Here is a 21,606-nt window from a genome sequence, read left to right as displayed (position 1 = left end):
CCCTCATGCAGGATGTGACGCCGCCATCATCGTTGATCAACCGCGCCCGCCAGGTACTTGTCCAGCAGCCTGAACTGCCATTGCCGGGATGCGGGCAGACACTGGATCGTTGGAGGGCGCTTGCGGCGTTGGGGGGCGAAGATCTCTGCCTGGCCAAGGTGTTGGAGGCGCACTACGACGCGCAGGCGATCATGGCCGAGTTGAAGGCCCCGTCGGCTGCTGAAGGCCAACTGTGGGCGGTGTGGGCCGCAGAGGGCCCGGCGAGCACACTCCGCATCGATGCGGAGGGCAGGCTGCGCGGGGACAAGCCCTGGTGTTCGGGCAGCGCCTGGGTGGATGCCGCATTGGTCACGGTCCGCAGTGCTGAGGGGGTGTGGCTATGCCAGGTGGCAGCGGAGCACTGGACGACGCTGTCGGGTGAACCATGGCCCGCCGTCGGCATGGCCGGGATTCCGTCCACCACCGTGCGCTTTGATGCCGCGCCGATGGTGATACTGGGCGCGCGCGATGACTATCTGCAGCGACCGGGCTTCTGGCATGGAGGCGCGGGTATTGCGGCAGTCTGGTTTGGCGCAGCGGTCGCGCTGGCCGAGCGCATGCGATCAGCCTGCACCGAGGGAAATCGCGCACGTCTACTGGGTGAAGTGGACCTCGCGTTGGCGCCGGCCGCGGCGCTGCTTCGCGAACTGGCGGCACGCATCGATGCCGAACCCGAATCGGCGCATCGCGACGACGTGGTGCGGGTACGCTGCGTGGTCGAGCGTGCGGCTACGCGTGTGCTGGATCTGGCGGGTCGGGCCCTGGGCGCGGCCCCCATGTGCCTGGAAGACGCCCATGCCCACCGCTGCGCGGACCTGACCGTGTTCCTTCGCCAGAACCACGCCGACCGCGATTGGGAGTGGTTGGGTGGGCAGCGGGCGGCCCAGGAGGCGACATGGGCGCTGTAGCCAAAGCACCGCTGCAAGGCGAAGGAACCCACGAGCAGGCATGGCTGCGCTGCCATTGGCTCCGGCAGCAGCCGCTCACAACGGCAACCGCGCTGTGCGCCGGGCATGACCGCCTGGTGGTGGTCGCGCCGCATCCGGACGACGAGATCCTCGGCTGTGGCGGGCTGCTCCATCACGCAGTGGGGCAGGGCATGGATGTGAGCATCGTTGCAGTGACGGATGGCGAAGCATGCTACCCGGGCGAGCCGTGGTGGACGCCAGAGCGCCTGCGGTCGGCACGACGGGCGGAGCTTGCCGGGGCACTTGGCGAACTCGGCATACCGGCCGGTTCCATATTTCACCTGGGTATAGCCGACGGCGCAGTCAGCACGCACGAACAGGGCCTGGAAGGCTGGCTGCAACAGCATCTGCAGCCGCGTGACCTGGTCCTCGCGCCTTGGCGGTTTGATGGCCACCCCGACCATGAAGCGGCAGGGCGTGCTGCCTGCAGCGCTGCGCGGGCAGTGGGTTGTCGCCGGCTGGAGTACCCGGTATGGGGTTGGCACTGGCTGGATCCGGCCTGCGCACATATGGCGTGGGAGGTGCCCAGGCTGGTCGACATTTCAGCAGTGGCGGCCGCGAAACGAAAGGCGATCGCGCATTTCCGGACGCAGACGGGCGACGTGCCGGGCTTGAACAGCCCTCCGGTGCTGCCCGCGCATGTACTGACCCGATTCTTCCGAAACTACGAGGTATTCCTGGCATGAGCGCGCAACCGTACTTCGATGACCTGCATGAGCAGGAGGACCCGTTCGGCTACCGCAGCCGATGGTATGAAGAACGCAAGCGTGCGCTGCTGCTGGCAAGTCTGAGCCAGCGTCATTTCACTCGCGGGTGGGAGCTGGGTTGTTCCAATGGCGTGCTGACCGAGGCCCTGGCCACCCGCTGCGAGCGCCTTCTGGCAACCGACATCAGCCCGCGTGCTGCGTTCCAGGCGCGCCGCAACCTGGCCCACCTGCCGCACGTGCAGGTCCACTGCGCCAGCCATCCCGAGCAATGGCCGCCGGGCCGCTTCGATCTGATCGTCTGCGGCGAGATGGGCTACTACCTGGGAGCCGGCGCACTGCGTGAGCTGCGCGCCGGTATCGGGGAAGCACTTCGCGATGACGGGCTGCTGGTGGCCTGCCATTGGCTGCCTTCGTTCCCGGGACGCGCGAGCCGCACCGAGGTCGTGCATCGCTGCCTGGGTGAAGGCCTGCAGGAAGCCTTCCACTATCGCGACGCGGACTTCGTACTGCAGGGGTGGACGCGCGGCGCGATGTCGTTGGCCCGTCTGGAGGGCCTGCGGTGATAGGCGTACTGGTTCCGGCCCACAACGAGGCAGCGAGCATGGAGCGGTGCCTGCAGTCGATCAGGAGGGCGGCCCTGAATCCCAGGCTGGGCGGCGAAGCGGTGGAGGTGATTGTTGCGCTGGACGATTGTTCGGACGCCACGGAATCCATCTGCGCCCAGCAACGGGTTGATACGCTGCGGCTGCGTGCACGCTGCGTCGGCATCGCCCGGGCCGCCGCCGCCGCCGAGCTGCTGGGCCGGGGTGCACGATGGCTGGCGAGCACGGACGCGGACAGCGAGGTACCTCCTGAGTGGCTGGTCGCACAGCTTGAGGAACGCCGGGACGTCTTCTGCGGGCTGGTGGACATCGCAACGAACTGCAGCGCCGAGGTGCGCCTGCGCAAGGCGTTCCGGAGGCGGCAGCAATGGGGGGACGATCATGGGCGTATCCACGGTGCGAACCTGGGTGTTTGCGCCCAGGCTTATCTTGCCGCAGGCGGCTTTGCGCCACTGCACTGCGGGGAGGACGTCCAGCTGGTAAAGACATTGCAGCGTCTCGGTGCTGATGTGCGGTGGGCGGGTGCCCCGCTCGTCATGACCAGTGCACGCCTGGCAGGCCGCGCGGCAGGAGGGTTTTCAGCCTACCTGGCGGAGATGGGAGTGGCGGGTTCCGCCTCGGCGGCAGGCCAGCCGATCCTGTTGGCTTGAGAATCAGCCGTTTCGGCGCACCGTGGCGGGAAATGCCGAAAATACTGTGAAAAACCCGGGTTCGCCGGGCAATATGTGACCAATTCACGTTTGGCGTTTACGGTCTCTCAACGACACCGGCCTTAGATTGAGCGGCCGGGAGAGTAGGAGTGTCATCATGCCGAACAGAGCGGTTGTCTACGTCAGCGAAGCCGTACCTGGATTCACGTCCGAGCGCTTGAAAACACTTATGGAAGATGCGGCCCGCTTCAACCGATCAGCGGGTGTGACTGGCGTCCTTTTATTCGACGGCCGGCACTTCCTGCAATACATGGAGGGCCCCGCCGATGGGCTGGATGTGGCCTTTTCCCGCGTCAGCGGCGCCGGCAGTCACACCGACCTGATGGAGCTTGCTCGCGGGCGTGTCGGGCAACGGCGGTTGCCGTTCTGGCCAATGCGCTGCCTGCCAGTCAGTGCGGATGAGCTGCGGATGATCGCCCTTGCTGACTGGACCAGTTTCATCCAGCGGGCGGCGATGAACCAGGCGGGTGCTACCGCGATGGAGAAGCTCCTATCGATCGTCGAGCCCTACGCAACAGCGGCCTGATTGGCCGATGCGCCTGCTGTAGGCCAACCCTGCCGGGTTTCACGGGGCGGCGCACGCCAAGTGAAATGCGCTTTCCCGTGCCGACGCCCTATCTGAGCTGACTGCTATGCAGCATCAGTGCGTGGTCAAAGGCGTGCAGGCGTCCCCCACCACGCGTTGGACGGCTTTCTGCAACTGGGCAATGTGGAAGGGTTTGGCCACGAAGGCTGCGCCTCGGTGGCGCTGCGGCACCAGCTGGTCGTAGACCGCAGATACAAACAGGAAGGGGATGCCAAGCTCGGCCAAGCGATCGGCGACCGGAAAAACCACGCCATCCCGAAGCTCCACATCCAGCACGGCGCCATCGAACGTCTGCTTCTCCAATAGACCCATTGCATCAAACACGCTGTACGCATGGGTTACCTGGCCCCCACTGCTTTCGAGCGCCTGCTCCATGAGTGCGGCCAGATCGAACTGATCTTCCACCAGCAGCAGGCTGCACCTGCGCAGGCTCATATCGGATTGCATGCGCGCATGCCTGTATTGCCTCGGGAACTGCAGTGTGTGCTGTGCTCCATCAACGCTGCGAGTGTGGAATGTCAGGCCGGTGCGAAGCTGCGATGGCGTCGCCAGTGCTGTCGAGGTGGCGTGGAAAGAGTCCGCTGTTCCTTGACGGCATTTTGGCAGCGGCCATGGATTATTGCCGCCATCTTCGACAGTGGAGCTTCTGCGATGCATCGACCTGGAACCGATCCTGCTTCGCCACGCGTGCTGCGTGTCGAGAACATGTCCCTGGACTGCGGTGGCACCGCGGTTGTGGTAGAGCTTGACCGGACACCCGAACGGGCGTGGATGAAGTCAGTGAAGCGAGCCCTTCAGGCCGACATCGCCATGGAGGGAGCACAGGCGAAGTTTGATGGCCAGTTTCTGTATATCGTGGGCATGGAGGAGAGTGGGCATCGCGTCCAGCATCGCGTGGTGCAGGCGCTGATGTCGGCGGAACCGGACCGGGACCCGGCCAGGCTCAAGAGTTTCCCGGGCGCGGCACTCTCCAGCTCGATGACCGCCTGAGTGCGACCTGGGCCGATACGGCATTCCGGCCTGATTGCCACCGTCAGCCCATCCCGGCCGCCGTCGCGGCCGATGCCTGCCACGTGCTGGCACGCGTGCGCACATCCGAAGCGCACGTTGCGTGTAGACGCGATGCGCAGCGGCCACGCCACGGCTCAACGCAACCTCCACACTGGTCTCACCGCCCGTACGATCCGCGTCGCTAAGGTAGAGCTGTCTGCAACAACCGGTGGTGTCATGCCTCTTCGCGCAATTGCCTATGTAAGTGAAGCGTCCAACAGCCTGACTGCGGAACGGCTGCAGCAGCTTGTGATGGACGCGGTGCTGTTCAATGAATCCGCCGATGTCACCGGTACGCTGTTGTTTGATGGCACCCGTTTCCTGCAGTACCTCGAAGGTCCCGAGGCTGGGGTCAACGGCGCTTACAAGCGGATCCTGGCATCTACCAGCCACAGCGGCGTGGTCGAACTCAACCGGGGGAGGGTGGGCCGGCGGCAGTTCCCGCACTGGCGGATGTGCTGCGTACGGGTGGATGAACTGGTCCTGGGAAAGATCGCCATCTCCGACTGGACAGGCTTCGTGCGCAGCGCATCGGCGCTGGCATCAAGTAGCAGCGCACTCGATCGCCTGCTGTCGGTGACGCAGTCAAATGTGGAAGGTGTTGCCAGCAGCGCTCTGGAACCTGACGGCTGGGTGGCACGATGAACACAGCTCCGTCGCCGCCTGGGACGGTACGCATCGGTTGCGCCGGCTGGTCGCTGTCCCGGTCGGCGCAGGGAGCCTTTGGGCAGGGCAACAGTGTTCTTCAACGCTACGCCACCCGCCTGCCCATGGTCGAGATCAACTCCTCGTTCTACCGTCCACACCTGCCCAGCACCTATGCACGGTGGGCTGCGAGCGTGCCGGACCATTTCCGCTTCGCAGTGAAGATGCCGCGCTCGATCAGCCATGAACATCGGCTTCGCGATGCAATGCCGCCGCTGCAGCGGTTCCTCGATGGCGTGCTGGCACTGGGTGACAGGTTGGGGCCGCTGTTGCTCCAGTTGCCCCCCAACCTGCCATACGACCCGGCGACGGCGGAGGGCTTCCTGCAGGGCCTGCGTGCACGTACCGAGGTCGATGTGGCCTGTGAGCCGCGCCATCCCAGTTGGTTCACTACGGAAGTGGACGCCCTGCTGAGCAAACATCGTGTCGCACGGGTTGCAGCGGACCCGGCACGGGCGCCCTCGGCAGCGATTCCCGGCGGGGACCGCACGTGGAGCTATTGGCGCTGGCACGGCCAGCCGCAGATCTATCGAAGCGCCTACAGCGAACAGGCCTTGGCAGGCTTGGCGCGGGCGCTGCAGCTCGAATCGGATACGCAGCGATCAGTCTGGGTCGTACTGGACAATACCGCGCTGGGCCACGCCACCAGCAACGCCCTTCGCCTGCAGACCCTGCTGCAGGAGGGCGAGCATGCCTGAGGGACCATCCATCGTACTGATGCGCGAGGCTGCGAGGCATTTCAAAGGACACGTCGTCCGCACCGTTTCAGGGAACAGCAGGATCGATCTGTCGCCACTTCAAGGGCGCAGGGTGAAAGCGGTTCGCAGCTGGGGCAAGCACTTTCTGTTGGAGTTCAGCCACCAGACCCTGCGCATCCATCTGATGATGTTCGGCAGCTGGCGCATCGACGAACGGAAGCCAACCCCGGCGCGGGTGTCCCTGGAGTTCGACAATGGGGAACTGAACTTCTATGCCTGTTCCGTAAAGCTCATCGGCGAGCCACTGGACGACGTCTACGACTGGCGCGCGGACGTGATGAACGATGCCTGGGATCCGAAGCTGGCCCGGCGCAAGCTGAAGGCAATGCCGGATGTCCTGGTCTGCGACGCGCTTCTGGATCAGACCGTCTTCGCCGGCGTGGGCAACATCATCAAGAACGAGGTGCTGTTCCGCATAGGCGTGCATCCGGCCACCCGCCTGGGTAACCTGCCGCCACGCAAGCTCACCGCCTTGATCGCGCAGGCACGCGCCTACAGCTTCGATTTCCTGGAGTGGAAGCGCCGCTTCGAGTTGAAAAAGCATTGGCAGGTACACACACGCAGGATCTGCCCGTCGTGCAGCGGGCCGGTCAGCAAGCTTTACATGGGGACCACTCGGCGGCGCACCTTCTTCTGCCCGAACGACCAGGTGCTGTACGAGCCCTGAGGCCGCCTTCCTTGGCGGCCGGTATGCCAGCGACGTGGCTCAGGCAGCCTGCGCCGCCTTGGCATTGCCGCCACCCTTGGCCAGCAGGGTCAGTTTTTCATCGGTCGCCTTCTCTTCCTCCAGCGTCTCCAGCAGCAAGGGGAGGGCATCCTTGTAGCCCAGCTGTTTGGCCAGCGCGGCGATGGTGCCGTAGGACGCAATCTCGTAGTGCTCGACCTTCTGTGCGCCACCGATCAGGGCGGCATCGCGCACAGCGCCCTTGTCGATGCTGTCGATCACTTCCTTGCCTTCCTCTACCAGACCTTCCATCGCCGCGCACTTGATGCGCTTCAGGCGGATGCCAAGCACCTCCACTACCTGGTCGATGCGCTCGATCTGGCCTTGGGTTTCTTCCAGGTGCGTTTCGAAAGCCGCCGCCAGATCCGGGTTCTCGGCCGCACGGGCCAGGCGTGGGAGGGCCTTGGTCAGTTGCTTCTCGGCGCTGTAGATGTCCGAGAGTTCGTGGATGAACAGGTCTTCCGCCGTCTTGATAGCCATAGTGGACTCCGTGGTGAGTGGAGCGCTCAGAGTAGGCACTGCCCGGTTGTGACCTGGCGGGCGGCGGGTGAAGGTGACATGTGAGCGCCAACGCTGACCCTGCGCGCCGTCTTCACGAAGCTGTGCCTGTCACTGCGTGCCCGCATCTGAATGCAGCCAGACCTTCGCCATGGCTTCACGATGGCATCGCTTCGCGCCCATGCAGTGACCGTTACCGCCACGACCATGCGGGCCACACTTGGAGACTCCCATGAGCGATGACAAGAAGAATACCGGCAGTCCGGACCGGGACCGTATCAACGTCGACGAAGACTATGAGCTGCGGTACTGGACCACGACGTTGGGTGTGTCCGCGGAAGAACTTCGTGCCGCAGTCGCGGCGGTCGGGCCCACAACCGTCGCTGTGCGGAAGCACCTGCGAAAGTAGCCTGGGGCTGTCTGCGCCCCAGGTCGATGGCCTCCGTCGGAACAGTGCTGCAAAGCTCTGCCAGGCAGTGCCTTGCACCAGGACATCCTGAGGCGGGGCTGCCGCCGTTGCGGCGCTTTTCAGGCTTCGGCGGCTGCATCCGCATCGCAGGGCATGCAACGCTCTTTCTTGCACTTGATGTCTGCAGCGGTCTTCGCCAGCGCCTCGTAACGCTGGCGTATCTCTTCAAGGTGAGCGGGCTCCATCGATTCCAGGTTCAACAGCTCCTGGTTGGCGTCCTTGCTGACCCGGATCAGTTCATCCAGTTTGATGTGCAGCGCGGCCGTATCGGCGTTCTGTGTATGCTGGATCAGAAACACCATCAGGAAGGTCACGATGGTCGTTCCCGTATTGACCACCAGCTGCCACGTATCATTGAAGTGGAAGGCCGGCCCGCAGGCGGCCCAGGTGATGATCACCCCCAGCGCCGTGACGAATGCGCCCAGGCTGCCCGACATACGTGCCGTTGTGGCCGCAATACGCGCAAAACTGCGCCGGATCATTGATCACCTCCCGCGGCCTCCTTATCCGTGCGGCGGTCCGGCAGCCTGACCCGCTTCTCAAGACGCTTGGCCTGCTCTTCCGGTGTTGGTGCAGCAACAAAGGGAGAGATCGGGTCACTGGCGGGGAAGGTCTCCTGCAGCGCCTCGTCATGATTGCGGTGGTTGTGCAGCTTCGCCTGTATTGGACTGACAGGATCGGGGTTCTGCGCTTCCGGGTCCGGGTGGGGAAGGTCTTTCTGATCACGTTGCATGGTGCGGTCTCCAGGTTGGGTGCCACGGCTCAGGTGGCGGGGCCCAGCATAGGAACTGCATCGTGAGCGGTCCCATCAAGAGCGGAGCAACGTGGCGTCAAGCCTTCAGGCAAAGCGCGTTAACAATCAGCAGGGCGGGGGTGTACGGGGTCGGCCGCGACGGCGCCAGGCCATCACCTGGCCAACCACCGCCGTCAACAGCAACATCGCGTTGGTCACCACGAAGACGGTGCTGCCCAGCATCGCGCTGTACACCGTAAACAGCGCGGACGCGGTCATCTGGCCCACGAACAGCCATTTCGATACCGCCTCCGGGTTCGGCGACTGCCACTGTTTCACCATCTGCCGGATCAACGTCGCCATCAGGACCGCCGTGGCGACCCAGCCAAGTACATCGGGGTGCATGATTGCCTCCCATCGTCCAGATTGCTCACGCTAGCCCTTGGCCGGGCAACGGCGTAGGAAGGGGACGTGAAGGCAGCATTCCGCCTCCGGCGCCCTCACACCATTCACCCCGCAGCGGCGAGAATGTCGCATCGGCGTGCCCATGCACGTCGCGCCCACCGACTGCAGGAACGCTGAGATGTCCAACACCCCCTTTGGTGAATCGTCATGCGCTGCCGCCGCCAGCGGTTGCGTCGAGGTGCGTGGCGCACGCGAGCACAACCTCAAGAATGTCGATGTCTCCATCCCGCGCAATGCACTGGTGGTGTTCTCCGGCGTATCAGGGTCCGGCAAGTCATCGTTGGCTTTCGGTACCGTCTTCGCTGAAGCGCAGCGGCGTTACTTCGAGTCCGTTGCGCCCTATGCACGCCGCCTGATCGATCAGGCGGGCGTGCCGGACGTGGACGCCATCGATGGCCTGCCGCCGGCAGTGGCCCTGCAGCAGCAGCGCGGGGCCAGCAATGCGCGTTCGTCAGTGGGCAGCGTGACCACGCTGTCCAGCCTGGTGCGCATGATGTACTCGCGTGCGGGGGCGTACCCGGCCAACCAACCCATGCTGTATGCCGAGGACTTCTCACCCAACACGCCGCAGGGCGCCTGCAGCACCTGCCATGGCCTGGGGCATGTCTACGAAGTGACCGAAGCGCTGATGGTTCCGGACCCCTCGCTGAGCATCCGCGAGCGCGCCATCGCCTCCTGGCCGCCGGCCTGGCATGGCCAGAACCTGCGCGACATCCTGGTCACGCTGGGCTACGACATCGACGTGCCGTGGAAGAAGCTGCCGAAGAAGGACCGGGACTGGATCCTGTTCACCGAGGAAGCGCCCAGCGTGCCCGTCTATGCCGGGTTCACGCCCGCCGAGACCCGTGCCGCGCTGAAACGCAAGCAGGAGCCCAGCTACATGGGCACCTATACCGGCGCGCGGCGTTACGTGCTGCACACCTTTGCCAACACCCAGAGCGCGCTGATGCGCAAGCGCGTTTCGCGCTACATGGAAGGCCGGTTGTGCCCGGCCTGCCACGGAAAACGCCTGAAGCCGGAGGCGCTTTCGGTCACCTTTGCCGGCGTGGATATCGGCGAGTTCATGCGGCTGCCGCTGGATCAACTGGCGGCGCTGCTGGGGCCCATCGCGCAAGGCGACTTCAGTGCCCACAGCACCGGCGCGCGTACCAGCAGGCGCGCGACACCCCGCGATCGCGCCCGTCGGGCCGCGAGTGGCCAGGCGACCCACGAGGCTGCCCCCGACGTGCGCCTGACCTCCGCCCTGTCGGAAGAGAAGCGCCTGGCAGCACAACGACTGGCAGGCGGGGTCATGGCCCGTGTACGGCAATTGCGTGACCTGGGCCTGGGGTACCTCTCGCTGGATCGCGCCACGCCCACGCTGTCGGCCGGCGAACTTCAGCGCCTGCGGCTGGCCACGCAGCTCAGCTCCTTGCTGTTTGGCGTGCTGTACGTTCTCGACGAACCCTCGGCCGGCCTGCATCCGGCCGACAGCCAGGCGCTGTACGACGCGCTGGAGCGCCTGCGCGACGGCGGAAACTCGGTGTTCGTTGTTGAACACGATCTGGAGCTGATGCGCCGCGCGCAGTGGCTGGTGGATGTTGGGCCAGAGGCGGGCGAGCACGGTGGCCAGGTCCTTTACAGTGGCGAGCCCGACGGCCTGCGCCAGATCCAGGGGTCGCGCACGGCGCAGTACCTGTTCGACCAGGTGCCCGCACCCGCCAGCCGGCAGCGCAACGCCAGCAGCTGGCTGGAACTGAAGGGCATCCACCGCCACAACCTGCGGGGCGTGGACGCACAGGTGCCATTGGGGCTGTTGACCGCAGTGACCGGCATTTCCGGTTCGGGCAAGTCCAGTCTGATGGCGCAGGCGCTGCCCGAGCTGTTGCTGCTGCACCTCGGGCATGAGCCCGCGGACGACAGTGCCGACAGCGCACCCTCTGACGGGCCAACCGTGATTGAAACGACGCGGGGCACCTTGGCCGGCGATGTAGACGCCATCCAGCGGGTGGTGCAGGTCGACCAGAAGCCCATCGGACGCACGCCACGCTCCAACCTGGCCACCTACACCGGCTTGTTCGATCACGTGCGCAAGCTGTTCGCCGCGACACCCGCCGCGCGCCGCCGCCGTTTCGATGCGGGGCGCTTCTCGTTCAACGTGGCCAAGGGCCGGTGCGAGACCTGCGAAGGTGAGGGTTTCGTCAGCGTCGAACTGCTGTTCATGCCCAGCGTCTACGCGCCGTGCCCCACCTGCCACGGTGCGCGTTACAACGACGCCACGCTGAAGGTGCAGTGGAACGGCCGCAACATCGCCGAGGTCCTGCAGATGACGGTGGACCAGGCGCATGCGTTCTTCAGCGAGGAAGAGGCCATCGCCCGGCCGCTGCAGTTGCTGCAGGAGATCGGCCTGGGCTATCTGAGGCTGGGCCAGCCGGCCACGGAACTTTCAGGCGGAGAAGCGCAGCGCATCAAGCTGGCCACAGAGCTGCAGCGCAGCCAGCGCGGGCGCACGCTGTACGTGCTGGACGAGCCCACCACCGGCCTGCATGCGTCGGACGCGGACAGGCTGCTGGTGCAGCTGCAGCGGCTGGTGGACGCGGGCAATACGGTGGTGATGATCGAGCATGACATGCGCGCGGTTGCGCAGGCGGACTGGGTAATTGATGTCGGGCCTGGCGCAGGCGGGGCAGGGGGCACCATCGTGGCGAAGGGCACGCCGCAACAGGTGGCTCGGGCCAAGGGCAGCAGGACGGCGCCGTTCCTGGCGCGGGAGCTGGCTTCCGCGTAGCGCCGAGCCATGCTCGGCTGTCGATTTCCGCCGCATCGAGCCTCCCAGGTAGCGGGTGCTGCGAACTCCAGTCCAGCCATGGCACCGGAAGGACAACATCGAGGCCGCGCTTCCAGATCTCGACTTGACCGAGAGTGTCCGCGGCTGGCCGAAGTCAGAGGTGCCGGCGCCAGACAACCCGGCCAAGAGTGCTGGAGCCCCCGATCGATCCTGGGCAGGCCTAGACGCGCAGCGCATCGACCACCAACCGGAATGCTGGCGATGACTGCCGTCGGCTGGGGTAATACAGGTGGTATCCGGGAAATGGCGGACACCAGCGTGCCAGCACCCGCACCAGTTCGCCCGTTTCGATGTGGGGCGCGAACTCATCTTCGGGCAGGAAGGCGACACCCAGGCCCTCCAGCGCCGCAGCAACGATATGGTGACTGGCATTGAAGATGACTTGCCCTTCGACGCGCACGTTCTGCTCTCGCCCGGCTCGCTCGAATTCCCAAACGTAAAGGCCGCCATGGGTCGGGAACCGGATGTTGATGCAGCGATGGCCGACCAGATCACGCGGCGCCTTCGGCGGCGGATGCTTTTCCCAGTACGCAGGTGAAGCCACTGCCGCCATGCGCAACTGCGGCCCGATGGGCACGGCGATCATGTCCCTGTCGATCTCTTCGCCCATCCGCACGCCAGCGTCGAAACGATCCGCCACGATGTCCCGCAGGCCATAGGAGACGTCGAACTCGATATGGATGTCAGGGTACTGGTGCATCAACGGCGTGAGCTTGGGCAACAGCGTCGTGCGCAGCACGTGGTCGCCGCTGGTGATGCGCACCGTTCCGGCAGGCTTATCCCGCAGTTCGGTGATGGCGTCGAGTTCGGCTTCGATCTCGTCGAAGCGATGCCCGATGGCCCGCATCAGGCGCTCGCCGGCAGGTGTCGGCGCCACGCTGCGCGTGGTTCGGGTGAGCAGGCGGATCTGCATCCGCGCCTCCAAGCCGCTGACCGCCTGGCTGACCGCCGATTGGGTGACTCCCAATTGGGCGGCTGCGCGCGTGAAGCTGCCCTCGCGCGCTACCGCGATGAATGCAAGCAGATCGTTGAGGTTGCTCCTGGCCATGGGGCCCAGTGTGCCATGCACATCAATTAGAAGCACTAATAGACGCATTCACTAGTTAGTACCTAGTCGCAGAAGCGTCCTGGGACCAGACTGCACCGGCAATGGTGGTCGCCCGACCCCCAGGAGAGCCATATGAAAGCCCTTGCTCTGTCCGCCGCGCTGCTATTGGCCCTGGTGCCTGTCGCTGGCAGCGCCCAGGACGCCCCGACATCAGGAGGATATGCCATGACACTGACGCAGACCTGGGACAAGGTGTTCCCGAAAAGCGACAAGGTCGATCACCGCAAGGTGATGTTCAAGAACCGCTATGGCATCACCTTGGCGGCCGACCTGTATCGGCCGAAAAATGCCAGTGGCAAATTGGCGGCGATCGCCGTCGGCGGCCCGTTCGGCGCGGTGAAGGAACAGTCGTCCGGCCTGTATGCGCAAACGATGGCCGAGCGCGGTTTCGTCACTCTGGCGTTCGACCCGTCCTATACAGGCGAAAGCGGTGGCGAGCCGCGCAATGTCGCCTCGCCAGACATCAATACCGAGGATTTCAGCGCCGCCGTCGATTTCCTCGGCCTGCAACCCAACGTCGATCGCGAGCGCATCGGCATCATCGGCATCTGCGGCTGGGGCGGAATGGCCTTGAATGCCACCGCCGTTGACAAGCGGGTCAAGGCCGTCGTGGCCAGCACCATGTACGACATGACGCGCGTCATGTCCAAGGGCTACAACGACCGCGTGACGCCGGAGCAGCGCACGCAGACGCTGGAGCAACTGAGTCGGCAGCGGTGGAAGGATACGGAGGCCGGCAAGCCCGCCTACCAGCCACCCTACAACGAACTGAAGGGCGGCGAGGCGCAGTTCCTGGTCGAGTACCACGACTACTACCGCACGAAGCGCGGGTATCACGCACGCTCGGTCAATTCCGGCAACGCCTGGACGATCACGACGCCGCTGTCCTTCATGAACATGCCGATCCTGACCTACATCAAGGAAATCTCGCCGCGCCCGATCCTGTTCATCCACGGTGAGAACGCCCACTCCCGCTACTTCAGCGAAACCGCGTACGCCGCTGCGGCGCAGCCGAAGGAACTGGTGATCGTACCGGGCGCCAACCACGTCGACCTGTACGACCAGATGGACAAGATTCCGTTCGACAGGATGGCGGACTTCTTCAATCAGAACCTGGCGGCGAAATGAGCATGCCGGTGGATATGCCGGCGGTCGTCGGCCAAGGCGGGGGGGCGGCGCAACCTGCACATTGGGGCGGGGTCTTCGCCATGACCCTGTGCGTGTTCGCGCTGATCGCGTCCGAGTTCATGCCCGTGAGCCTACTGACGCCGATGGCCGCCGACCTTCGCGTCAGCGAAGGTTGGGCGGGTTACGGCATTGCCATTTCCGGGGCGTTCGCCGTGCTCACGAGCCTGTCCATCTCCGCGCTGGCCGGCAGCAAGAACCGCAAGACCGTGCTGCTGGCACTGACCGGCCTGATGGCCTTGTCGGGCACCGTGGTCGCGCTGGCGACGAACTATTTTGTCTATATGGCCGGGCGTGCGCTGATCGGCGTGGTGATCGGCGGCTTCTGGTCGATGTCGGCGGCCACCGCGATGCGCCTGGTGCCGCCGGACCAGGTGCCGCGCGCATTGGCCATCTTCAATGGCGGCAACGCCCTGGCCACGGTCATTGCCGCGCCCTTGGGCAGCTACCTGGGTTCGGTCATCGGCTGGCGCGGGGCCTTCTTCTGCCTGGTGCCGGTGGCGGCGATGGCGCTCGTCTGGCAGTGGATCAGCGTGCCAGACATGGACGTGGAGCCGGCAAGCAAGCCGGCGAACGTGTTCCGTCTGTTCAAGCGCCGATCGGTCGCATTGGGCATGGCTGCCTGTGGTGCGTTCTTCCTGGGGCAGTTCGCCTTGTTCACTTATGTGCGACCGTTCCTGGAAACAGTGGTGCGCGTGAACGTATCCACGCTGTCGCTCATCCTGCTCGGGATTGGTGTGGCCGGCGTCATCGGCACCGCAATCATCGGGACATTCCTCAAACAAGGTCTGTATCGAACCCTGATTGTCATTCCCGTCCTGATGGCGGCCATCGCCCTGGCCCTGATCCCCTTCGGCACCGGGCTCGGCACCTCGGCCGCCCTCCTGGCAATGTGGGGCCTGCTCGCTACGGCGGCGCCAGTGGGCTGGTGGAGCTGGATCGCGCAGGCCTTGCCGGGGGATGCCGAAGCCGGCGGTGGATTGATGGTAGCGGTGATCCAGTTGGCGATTGCCTTGGGCTCCACCATTGGCGGGATGCTGTTCGACGGCAGCGGCTATCAAGGCACCTTCGTGGTGAGTGCAGCCGTCCTCTTTTTGGGTGCCTTCCTGACCCTGCTGGCATCGCGCTCACAAGCGCCGCGGGGCGTTGCATGAGCGGCACGACCATGACCTCGAATTACTCTCGCCCCACCCTTGGACCGTCGGAGAAGAAGGCTCTGCGCGCGCTTGGCGTAGTGCTCGGCCTGTCGGTCATGGGTGGGTGCAAGGCCAGCCAGCCAGAGGCGTCCGTAGCCGTCGCCCAGGATGCCGTTACGGCATCCACCAGGCAGGAGGAGTCCCGAATGTGGATGACCATCGGCGAACGCCGCTTCGCCATCACCTTGGCCGACAACGAAACCGCAAGGACTTTCGCCACGCGATGCCCATTAACGCTGGACATGGCCGAGCTCAACGGCAACGAAAAGCACGCTGAACTCTCGCAAGCGCTTCCGGCCGATGCCAGTCGCCCCGGGACGATCCACAGCGGCGACCTCATGCTCTATGGATCGAGTACGGTCGTCGTCTTCTACAGAACCTTCCGCTCGTCTTACGCCTACACCCCGCTGGCGCGCGTGGATGATCCTGTTGGCCTGGGTCAGGAGCTCGGTCAAGGCAGTGTACAGGTGACTTTTTCGCAATGACCGCTCCTGGCCGAGAGCGGAAGCACACCAGGGCAGGGCGCCGTAATGACACTCTGCGGCCCGGGACGGGCTCCGGCGCGGTGCCGGAGCCCCTGTTGCTCACTTTTCCTGCAGGAATGTCAGCAGATCCTGGTTGACCTTGTCCTTGTGGGTGTCGGTCAGGCCATGCGGGGCACCCGGGTACACAATCAGCCTGGCGCCCTTGATCAGCTTCGCCGACTGGCGGCCGGAGATGTCGATCGGCACGATCTGGTCGTCATCACCGTGGATGACCAGGGTGGGCACGTCGAACTTCTTCAGGTCGGCGCGGAAGTCGGTGGCCGAGAAGGCGGCGATCGAATCGTAGGTGTTCTTGTGGCCGCCCTGCATGCCCTGCGCCCACCATGCATCGATCAGACCCTGCGAGACCTTCGCGCCCGGGCGGTTGAAGCCGTAGAACGGTCCCGACGGGATGTCCTTGTAGAGCTGCGCACGGTTGTCCATCTGGGCCTTGCGGATGCCATCGAACACTTCAATCGGCAGGCCGTTGGGGTTGTCGGCGGTCTTCAGCATGAGCGGCGGCACCGAGCTGATCAGCACCGCCTTCTTCACCCGGCCGGTGCCATGGCGGCCGATGTAGCGCGCCACCTCGCCACCACCGGTGGAGAAGCCCACCAGGATGACATCGTGCAGGTCCAGCGTGTTGATCACCGTAGCCAGATCATCGGCGTAGTGATCCATGTCGTTGCCTTCCCACGGTTGGCTGGAACGGCCGTGGCCGCGACGATCATGGGCAATGACGCGGTAACCGTGGTTGGCCAGGAAGATCATCTGCGATTCCCAGCTGTTCGAGTTCAACGGCCAGCCGTGGCTGAAGGTAACGACCGGGCCGTCCTTCGGGCCCCAGTCCTTGTAGTAGAGCTGCACGCCATCGGCGGTGGTGATGTAGCTGGCGGTGCGCGCGATGCTGGTGACTGCCGCCGGCTTGGCCGGTTCGGCGGCCTGCGCGGACAGGCCGGCCTGGACCGAGAGGGCGAGGGTGGCAACGGCCAGGGTACGGGCGAAGGTGTTCATGCGGGAACTCTCATGGGTGAGTGGTGAGGCGTACTTTGCGCCTGCAATCAGGCGCCTGGGTGATGAACTGTCCGGATTTCTTGATATAGCGTCTTGCACGGTTGTGCGCACACAAACCGCCGCTCATTGCCCGTTGACAAGGTAGAACGTGCGTTCTACCTTGCCGTCATGCACAAGACCGGCACCGACACCGCGCAGAAGATCCTGGCCACGGCCGAGGCGCTGATCTACCAGAACGGAATCCACGCCACCGGCATGGACCTACTGGTGAAGACCTCCGGCGTTGCCCGGAAGAGCATCTACCGCCACTTCGAAAACAAGGACCAGGTTGCCGCTGCGGCATTGAGCGCACGCGACGTTCGATGGCTTCAGTGGTTCCAGCAGGAGTGCGACAAGGCCGACACCCCGGAGGCGCGCATCCTCGGCATGTTCACCGTGCTCAAGGACTGGTTCCAGTCCGAGGGCTATCGCGGCTGCGCCTTCATCAACACCGCAGGCGAGGTCGGCGACCCCGACGATCCGATCCGCCACATCGCAAAACATCACAAGCAGAAGCTGCTGGATTACACGCTGGAACTCACCGCGCAACTGGATATCCAGCAGCCCGAAGCACTGGCGCGGCAGCTGCTGCTTCTCATGGAAGGCGCCATCACCGTCTCGCGCGTGATGGGCGACTACAACGCCGCAGACACTGCAAGGGATGTTGCAGCGGTGTTGTTGGAGCAGGCCAGGCGCTGACGCCTGAGTCATCAAAACCCATCAAAGCACCCCGTTCATCCACTTGATTGGAGGTCCCACCGTGTCCACTGAAGCACCCCGCCCGCCACTTCCCCCGTTCACCCGTGAATCGGCCATCGAGAAAGTGCGCCTTGCCGAGGATGGCTGGAACTCCCGCGATGCCGACAAGGTTTCGCTGGCCTATTCGCTGGACACCGAGTGGCGCAACCGTGCCGAGTTCACCCATGGGCGCGAGGAAGCCCGGCAGTTCCTGGCCCGCAAGTGGAAAAAGGAGCTTGAGTACCGCCTGATCAAGGAGCTATGGGCCTCCACCGACAACCGTATTGCCGTGCGCTACGCCTATGAGTGGCATGACGACTCCGGCAACTGGTTCCGCTCCTATGGAAACGAGAACTGGGAATTCGGCGCCGATGGCCTGATGCAGCGCCGCTTTTCGTGCATCAACGACATGCCGATCAAGGAAAGCGATCGCAGGTTCCACTGGCCACTGGGGCGTCGGCCGGATGATCATCCGGGGCTGTCTGACCTGGGCATGTGAGCGACCGCAGTGGCGCCACCGGAAGTTCGCCTCGGCCAGGATGAAGCGGTCGGCATCATTCAGGGGGTTCCTGGCAGGATCACCATAAAGAAGTGCCCGTCGTGAGAGGTATACAGCTTGACCCAACGAAACCTGCGTGCAGGACTGTTGCTTGTCTATATGATGCTTCTTGCCTTGCTGGCATCTACCCCTTGGATCTGGCAGAAGTGGTCGCCCGGTGGCTTTGCAGCACCCGGCCCATTCTTCTGCAAAGAGCTTTTAAGCTCGGGCGGCGATGATGATGTAATGATCATGGCGTTTGTCGTCTTTGCGCTGCCACTGGTGCTGCGAGTCATTCGCCTGCTGTGTCCCGTTGGGGTTTACGAGGTCTGGCTTTTCTACATTTGCGTGGGCTTTGTAGGCTTCTCGCTGATGCTGGCCAGCCTCGATTGCGCGGATGTCTTCTACACGGCGTTCGTGCTTCCTGATCCCGCGTTGGCAGCGGCATTGCTGGCGATACCCGTTGCGGCTTTGGTGCTCGCTTACCTCCGGGCCGAATCGCGCCCAACTGCGCGCTGAACTGCACCATCGTCATTCGCAGCTGTTTCCGCTGGCACGCGATGCTACCCAGGCCTCGTGGGTGCCGTTGCCGCTCTGGCGCAGATGCGCCGGACGATGCCGATCACTGTATCGGTTGTCCGGCAGAGGTGGCTCCGTCCGTCACCCATTGCGACGGTGGTGATACGGCGATGCAGCACATCCACACACCCCAAGGACTCGTCGTTGGTCTGTTCGCGACCGGCGGGTACACTCGACCCCACCCATGCGATGGACAACCCCATGCCAGCCGTCGGTGCAGGGCCGATCATCAGCAAGCGCGCGCAGCGTGAGTGCCAGGAGGCACTCCAGCAGCTTTCGCTGCTCGCCGATCCGCATGCCGCGATCCATTCCGCCCGCAAGCACATCAGGAAACTGCGTTCGCTGCTGGCGCTGGTGCGCAATCCAGCGTTCGATCTGCAGGACCTGGATGCCACGCTGCGCCGCCTGGGCGTCAGCCTGTCCGGTGCACGCGATGCGCATGTCGTGGTGGAAGCGGCGCAGCGGCTGCAGCAGCTTCATCCGGCACCGGGCTGGGCAGCGGTGATCGATGTGCTCGCGGCCAGGCGTGCCCGCATTCTCGAGCAGCTGCTGCGGCGGGATCCCGGGCTGCAGCGCAGGGCCATGACGCTCCGGCGCGTCGCCCGGCAGCTGCAGGACCAGCCCTGGCACGCACTGCGCCGTCGGGACGTCCGCGCCGGGCTGGAGCGGACCCGGCGCCGGGTCCGCAAGGCCGCAACCCGCGCGCCCCCGGGCGGCCCCCCCCCGCGGGCCCCCCCCCCCCCCCCCGCCGCCCCCCAAGGCCGCAACCCGCGCGCCCCATGGCGGTACCCACGACGTCGAAGGCGTCCACCGCTGGCGCCGGCGCGCGCGGCGGCTGCGCATGCAGCTGGAGCTGCTCAAGGACATGAAACTGCGCCCTGGACGCTCCCGCGAAGGGCCGGAACACGGCAAGGCCGCCCGATCGCTGCATCAGCTCAGCGATCGACTGGGCGACATGCAGGATCTGCGGCTCCTGCGCAATCTGGTGCGGGCGATGCCCGCCTGCAGCGGCAAAGCGGTGGTGCTGCAGCTGATCGACGCAGCGCGCCACCCGCTGCCCGTCGACGCCGACGCAGGGACCGGCGCCTGACGGCGAGGCGGCCGTCATGAACGCGTCATACGGCACGCTTACCTTGCGGCGCACTTCAGGGGGTAAAGGCGACGCAGGTGGCCGAGCAGGCAAGACGGCGCCTGGCGCGCATGTTCGAGGACCACGCGCCGCTGCTGCGCGGCTTTTTCGTGCGGCGCGGCGCGCGTCAGGATGCCGAGGACCTGGTGCAGGAAACCTATCTGCGCCTGCTGCGTGCGCATGAAGGCAAGGGCGAGCCGATCGCCAACCCGGAAGCGTACCTGTTCACTGTCGCGCAGAATCTGGCCCGCGAGCAGGCCGCGCGCCGGCGCTGGTCGACGCTGTCCATCGAAGAGATCGAAGGCCCGGGCCAAAGCCTGGCCAGCGGGGAATGCGTGGAAGATGCCGCCGAACGCGAACAGCGCCGTCAACGCCTGCAGGCGGCACTGGGAACCCTTCCCGAGCACACCCGGGCGGTGCTGGTCATGCAGTACCGCGATGGATTGAGCTACAAGCAGATCGCCGAACGCATGGGTGTTTCACCGCACATGGTGAAGAAGCACGTGGTACGCGGGCTGTCGGTATGCCGCCGGGCGATGGCCGAACCGGCGGGGAGGTCGTGAGCGTGGCCATTGAACACCCGTCGGCGCTGACCCGGGCCGCCGCGCACTGGCATGCGCTGCAGCGCGAAGGTGACCTCAGCCCATCGCAGCAGCGCGCTTTCATGCAGTGGCTGCTGGTGTCCCCCGACCATCTGCGTGAGTACATGGCCATCAGCGAGGTGGCCGGGGCACTGGCCGAGACGCTGCGCGGCATGCCCGATGACCTGGACGCGCTGTTGAGCGCGCCTGCGCCAACCCGCAACGACGTCGACAATGTAGTGCGGTTGTCGCCACGGCCCGCCGTTGCAGCCCGGGAACGCGCGGCGCGGCCGGTACGCGGGCTGCCCCGCATCGCGGTGGCGGCGGTGCTGATGCTGGCCGTCGGGGTGGGCACCACCGTTGCCTGGCCGCGCACCGGGCACTACGTGGCCGCACATGGCACGCCACGCCAGATCACCCTGTCCGACAGCACCGTCGTGCGCCTGGATGCGGAAAGCGAGATATCGGTGCGCATGACCCTGCTGGGGCGGCGCGTCGAGCTCGAACGTGGCCAGGCCAGCTTCGCCGTGGCCAAGGACCGGCGCCCCTTCGCGGTGCACGCCGCAGGCCTGCAGGTCACCGATATCGGCACCACGTTCGATGTCTCGCTGCTGCGCGAGCAGGCGCGCATCGGGGTGAGCGAGGGCCGCGTGCATGTGCGTGGCGATGGTGGTCGCGGCCGCATGCTCGCCGACCTTGGCGCCGGGCAGGCCGCGCAGGTCGATTACCGTGACCAGCGCGTGCGCATCCGCGATGAGGACGCCGCCAGCATGACTGCGTGGTGGTCGGGCCGGGTGATCTTCCGCGACGAGGCGCTGCGCGACGTGGCCGACCGCTTCAACCGGCGCAACGCGCTGCGCCTGCATGTCAGCGACGACGCCGGCGCGCTGCGCCTGACCGGCAACCTGCGCGCCGATGACGTGGCATCGCTGCGAGCGTTTCTTGACCAGCAGCCGACGCTGGTCACGCAGGCCGATGCGGACGGGATCCACGTGCGGCTGCGTGCCGGGCCGCCTCCGGCGCTGTAAGAAAAAATTCATCGAAAAAGCGGTGCCCGATCAGCGCGCTGCGCCCTCGTAGTTGGGGAAAGCAGGAACACATCCGTTCCGCGACCACCGCCATTCCCTCACTGGA

General features: G+C 65.2%; 26 protein-coding genes and 2 pseudogenes. 21 read left to right on the top strand and 7 right to left on the bottom strand.

Going from position 1 to position 21,606, the window contains the following annotated elements; all coding sequences use genetic code 11:
• The first annotated feature begins 5 nt into the window (after positions 1-5).
• From V3B46_RS00240 to V3B46_RS00220, 5 genes are all read left to right on the top strand, one after another.
• Positions 6-947, top strand: coding sequence for an acyl-CoA dehydrogenase (locus V3B46_RS00240; RefSeq protein WP_329890765.1), 942 nt, complete (start codon positions 6-8; stop codon positions 945-947).
• On the top strand, positions 935-1,693 hold the full coding sequence (locus V3B46_RS00235; protein ID WP_329890764.1) for a PIG-L deacetylase family protein: 759 nt from the start codon (positions 935-937) through the stop codon (positions 1,691-1,693). Before V3B46_RS00240 ends, V3B46_RS00235 begins: the two co-directional genes overlap by 13 nt.
• Positions 1,690-2,277, top strand: a complete 588-nt coding sequence (locus V3B46_RS00230; protein ID WP_329890763.1) for a class I SAM-dependent DNA methyltransferase — start codon at positions 1,690-1,692, stop codon at positions 2,275-2,277. The genes V3B46_RS00235 and V3B46_RS00230 overlap by 4 nt, the downstream gene beginning before the upstream one ends.
• Entirely contained in the window at positions 2,229-2,966 is a 738-nt protein-coding gene (locus V3B46_RS00225) for a glycosyltransferase family 2 protein (protein WP_329890762.1), read from the top strand. Before V3B46_RS00230 ends, V3B46_RS00225 begins: the two co-directional genes overlap by 49 nt.
• A gap of 157 nt (positions 2,967-3,123) precedes the next feature.
• On the top strand, positions 3,124-3,552 hold the full coding sequence (locus V3B46_RS00220; RefSeq protein ID WP_329890761.1) for a BLUF domain-containing protein: 429 nt from the start codon (positions 3,124-3,126) through the stop codon (positions 3,550-3,552).
• A 114-nt stretch (positions 3,553-3,666) separates the two neighbouring features.
• Here V3B46_RS00220 and V3B46_RS00215 read toward each other — a convergent pair whose 3' ends face one another.
• Positions 3,667-4,059 (bottom strand): response regulator, encoded by a 393-nt coding sequence (locus tag V3B46_RS00215; protein WP_329890760.1) that lies wholly within the window; start codon positions 4,057-4,059, stop codon positions 3,667-3,669.
• Between the two features lie 204 nt (positions 4,060-4,263).
• On the opposite strand from V3B46_RS00215, the gene V3B46_RS00210 reads away from it, so the two are divergent.
• The 4 genes from V3B46_RS00210 (at position 4,264) to V3B46_RS00195 (ending at position 6,792) form a co-directional block, all read left to right on the top strand.
• A complete protein-coding gene (locus V3B46_RS00210) occupies positions 4,264-4,602 on the top strand; it encodes a hypothetical protein (RefSeq protein WP_329890759.1) in 339 nt (112 codons plus the stop codon).
• A gap of 237 nt (positions 4,603-4,839) precedes the next feature.
• Positions 4,840-5,307 (top strand): BLUF domain-containing protein, encoded by a 468-nt coding sequence (locus tag V3B46_RS00205; protein ID WP_329891180.1) that lies wholly within the window; start codon positions 4,840-4,842, stop codon positions 5,305-5,307.
• Positions 5,304-6,065 carry a DUF72 domain-containing protein gene (locus V3B46_RS00200; RefSeq protein ID WP_329890758.1) on the top strand — a complete coding sequence of 254 codons (762 nt, stop codon included), beginning with the start codon at positions 5,304-5,306 and terminating at the stop codon, positions 6,063-6,065. The genes V3B46_RS00205 and V3B46_RS00200 overlap by 4 nt, the downstream gene beginning before the upstream one ends.
• The gene (locus V3B46_RS00195) at positions 6,058-6,792 is read left to right on the top strand and encodes a DNA-formamidopyrimidine glycosylase family protein (RefSeq protein WP_329890757.1); all 735 of its coding nucleotides are present in this window, start codon (positions 6,058-6,060) and stop codon (positions 6,790-6,792) included. The genes V3B46_RS00200 and V3B46_RS00195 overlap by 8 nt, the downstream gene beginning before the upstream one ends.
• 39 nt (positions 6,793-6,831) lie before the next feature.
• Here the strand turns inward: V3B46_RS00195 and V3B46_RS00190 are convergent, their stop codons facing one another.
• On the bottom strand, positions 6,832-7,329 hold the full coding sequence (locus V3B46_RS00190) for a YciE/YciF ferroxidase family protein (RefSeq protein WP_329890756.1): 498 nt from the start codon (positions 7,327-7,329) through the stop codon (positions 6,832-6,834).
• A gap of 250 nt (positions 7,330-7,579) precedes the next feature.
• On the opposite strand from V3B46_RS00190, the gene V3B46_RS00185 reads away from it, so the two are divergent.
• On the top strand, positions 7,580-7,756 hold the full coding sequence (locus tag V3B46_RS00185) for a DUF3606 domain-containing protein (RefSeq protein ID WP_329890755.1): 177 nt from the start codon (positions 7,580-7,582) through the stop codon (positions 7,754-7,756).
• Between the two features lie 119 nt (positions 7,757-7,875).
• On the opposite strand, the gene V3B46_RS00180 is transcribed toward V3B46_RS00185, so the two are convergent.
• The 3 genes from V3B46_RS00180 to V3B46_RS00170 all read right to left on the bottom strand — a co-directional run bounded on the left by V3B46_RS00180 (position 7,876) and on the right by V3B46_RS00170 (position 8,954).
• Positions 7,876-8,298: a low affinity iron permease family protein gene (locus V3B46_RS00180; protein WP_329890754.1), complete on the bottom strand. Its 423-nt coding sequence runs from the start codon at positions 8,296-8,298 to the stop codon at positions 7,876-7,878.
• Positions 8,295-8,549, bottom strand: a complete 255-nt coding sequence (locus tag V3B46_RS00175; RefSeq protein WP_329890753.1) for a hypothetical protein — start codon at positions 8,547-8,549, stop codon at positions 8,295-8,297. Before V3B46_RS00175 ends, V3B46_RS00180 begins: the two co-directional genes overlap by 4 nt.
• 126 nt (positions 8,550-8,675) lie before the next feature.
• On the bottom strand, positions 8,676-8,954 hold the full coding sequence (locus V3B46_RS00170) for a hypothetical protein (RefSeq protein ID WP_154263546.1): 279 nt from the start codon (positions 8,952-8,954) through the stop codon (positions 8,676-8,678).
• A 178-nt stretch (positions 8,955-9,132) separates the two neighbouring features.
• On the opposite strand from V3B46_RS00170, the gene V3B46_RS00165 reads away from it, so the two are divergent.
• Positions 9,133-11,781, top strand: coding sequence for an excinuclease ABC subunit UvrA (locus V3B46_RS00165; protein WP_329890752.1), 2,649 nt, complete (start codon positions 9,133-9,135; stop codon positions 11,779-11,781).
• A 220-nt stretch (positions 11,782-12,001) separates the two neighbouring features.
• On the opposite strand, the gene V3B46_RS00160 is transcribed toward V3B46_RS00165, so the two are convergent.
• Positions 12,002-12,889, bottom strand: coding sequence for a LysR family transcriptional regulator (locus V3B46_RS00160; RefSeq protein WP_100472358.1), 888 nt, complete (start codon positions 12,887-12,889; stop codon positions 12,002-12,004).
• Positions 12,890-13,114: 225 nt separating this feature from the next.
• Between V3B46_RS00160 and V3B46_RS00155 the strand changes: the two genes are divergently transcribed.
• The 3 genes from V3B46_RS00155 to V3B46_RS00145 are packed head-to-tail and all read left to right on the top strand — an operon-like array spanning position 13,115 to position 15,815.
• Positions 13,115-14,077 carry an alpha/beta hydrolase gene (locus tag V3B46_RS00155; protein ID WP_329890751.1) on the top strand — a complete coding sequence of 321 codons (963 nt, stop codon included), beginning with the start codon at positions 13,115-13,117 and terminating at the stop codon, positions 14,075-14,077.
• A 2-nt stretch (positions 14,078-14,079) separates the two neighbouring features.
• Positions 14,080-15,288 (top strand): MFS transporter, encoded by a 1,209-nt coding sequence (locus V3B46_RS00150; protein WP_329891179.1) that lies wholly within the window; start codon positions 14,080-14,082, stop codon positions 15,286-15,288.
• Positions 15,285-15,815 carry a cyclophilin-like fold protein gene (locus V3B46_RS00145; protein WP_236494442.1) on the top strand — a complete coding sequence of 177 codons (531 nt, stop codon included), beginning with the start codon at positions 15,285-15,287 and terminating at the stop codon, positions 15,813-15,815. The genes V3B46_RS00150 and V3B46_RS00145 overlap by 4 nt, the downstream gene beginning before the upstream one ends.
• A gap of 99 nt (positions 15,816-15,914) precedes the next feature.
• Here the strand turns inward: V3B46_RS00145 and V3B46_RS00140 are convergent, their stop codons facing one another.
• Positions 15,915-16,868 carry an alpha/beta fold hydrolase gene (locus V3B46_RS00140; protein ID WP_329890750.1) on the bottom strand — a complete coding sequence of 318 codons (954 nt, stop codon included), beginning with the start codon at positions 16,866-16,868 and terminating at the stop codon, positions 15,915-15,917.
• A gap of 168 nt (positions 16,869-17,036) precedes the next feature.
• On the opposite strand from V3B46_RS00140, the gene V3B46_RS00135 reads away from it, so the two are divergent.
• The 7 genes and pseudogenes from V3B46_RS00135 (at position 17,037) to V3B46_RS00105 (ending at position 21,500) form a co-directional block, all read left to right on the top strand.
• A complete protein-coding gene (locus tag V3B46_RS00135) occupies positions 17,037-17,606 on the top strand; it encodes a TetR/AcrR family transcriptional regulator (protein ID WP_329890749.1) in 570 nt (189 codons plus the stop codon).
• A 61-nt stretch (positions 17,607-17,667) separates the two neighbouring features.
• Positions 17,668-18,144 carry a nuclear transport factor 2 family protein gene (locus V3B46_RS00130; RefSeq protein WP_329890748.1) on the top strand — a complete coding sequence of 159 codons (477 nt, stop codon included), beginning with the start codon at positions 17,668-17,670 and terminating at the stop codon, positions 18,142-18,144.
• 117 nt (positions 18,145-18,261) lie between these two features.
• Positions 18,262-18,702: a hypothetical protein gene (locus tag V3B46_RS00125; RefSeq protein ID WP_329890747.1), complete on the top strand. Its 441-nt coding sequence runs from the start codon at positions 18,262-18,264 to the stop codon at positions 18,700-18,702.
• A gap of 84 nt (positions 18,703-18,786) precedes the next feature.
• Positions 18,787-19,410, top strand: a pseudogene (locus tag V3B46_RS21690) (CHAD domain-containing protein); the annotation flags it as partial.
• A 151-nt stretch (positions 19,411-19,561) separates the two neighbouring features.
• Positions 19,562-19,852, top strand: a pseudogene (locus tag V3B46_RS00115) (CHAD domain-containing protein); the annotation flags it as partial.
• Positions 19,853-19,962: 110 nt separating this feature from the next.
• Positions 19,963-20,454: an RNA polymerase sigma factor gene (locus tag V3B46_RS00110; RefSeq protein WP_100472341.1), complete on the top strand. Its 492-nt coding sequence runs from the start codon at positions 19,963-19,965 to the stop codon at positions 20,452-20,454.
• Positions 20,451-21,500: a FecR family protein gene (locus tag V3B46_RS00105; RefSeq protein ID WP_430541830.1), complete on the top strand. Its 1,050-nt coding sequence runs from the start codon at positions 20,451-20,453 to the stop codon at positions 21,498-21,500. Before V3B46_RS00110 ends, V3B46_RS00105 begins: the two co-directional genes overlap by 4 nt.
• Positions 21,501-21,606: the final 106 nt, after the last annotated feature.

Source organism: Stenotrophomonas sp. SMYL11 (genome assembly GCF_036320005.1).
Taxonomy (GTDB): Bacteria; Pseudomonadota; Gammaproteobacteria; order Xanthomonadales; family Xanthomonadaceae; genus Stenotrophomonas; species Stenotrophomonas maltophilia_A.
This window is presented reverse-complemented; position numbering and strand designations above follow the sequence as displayed.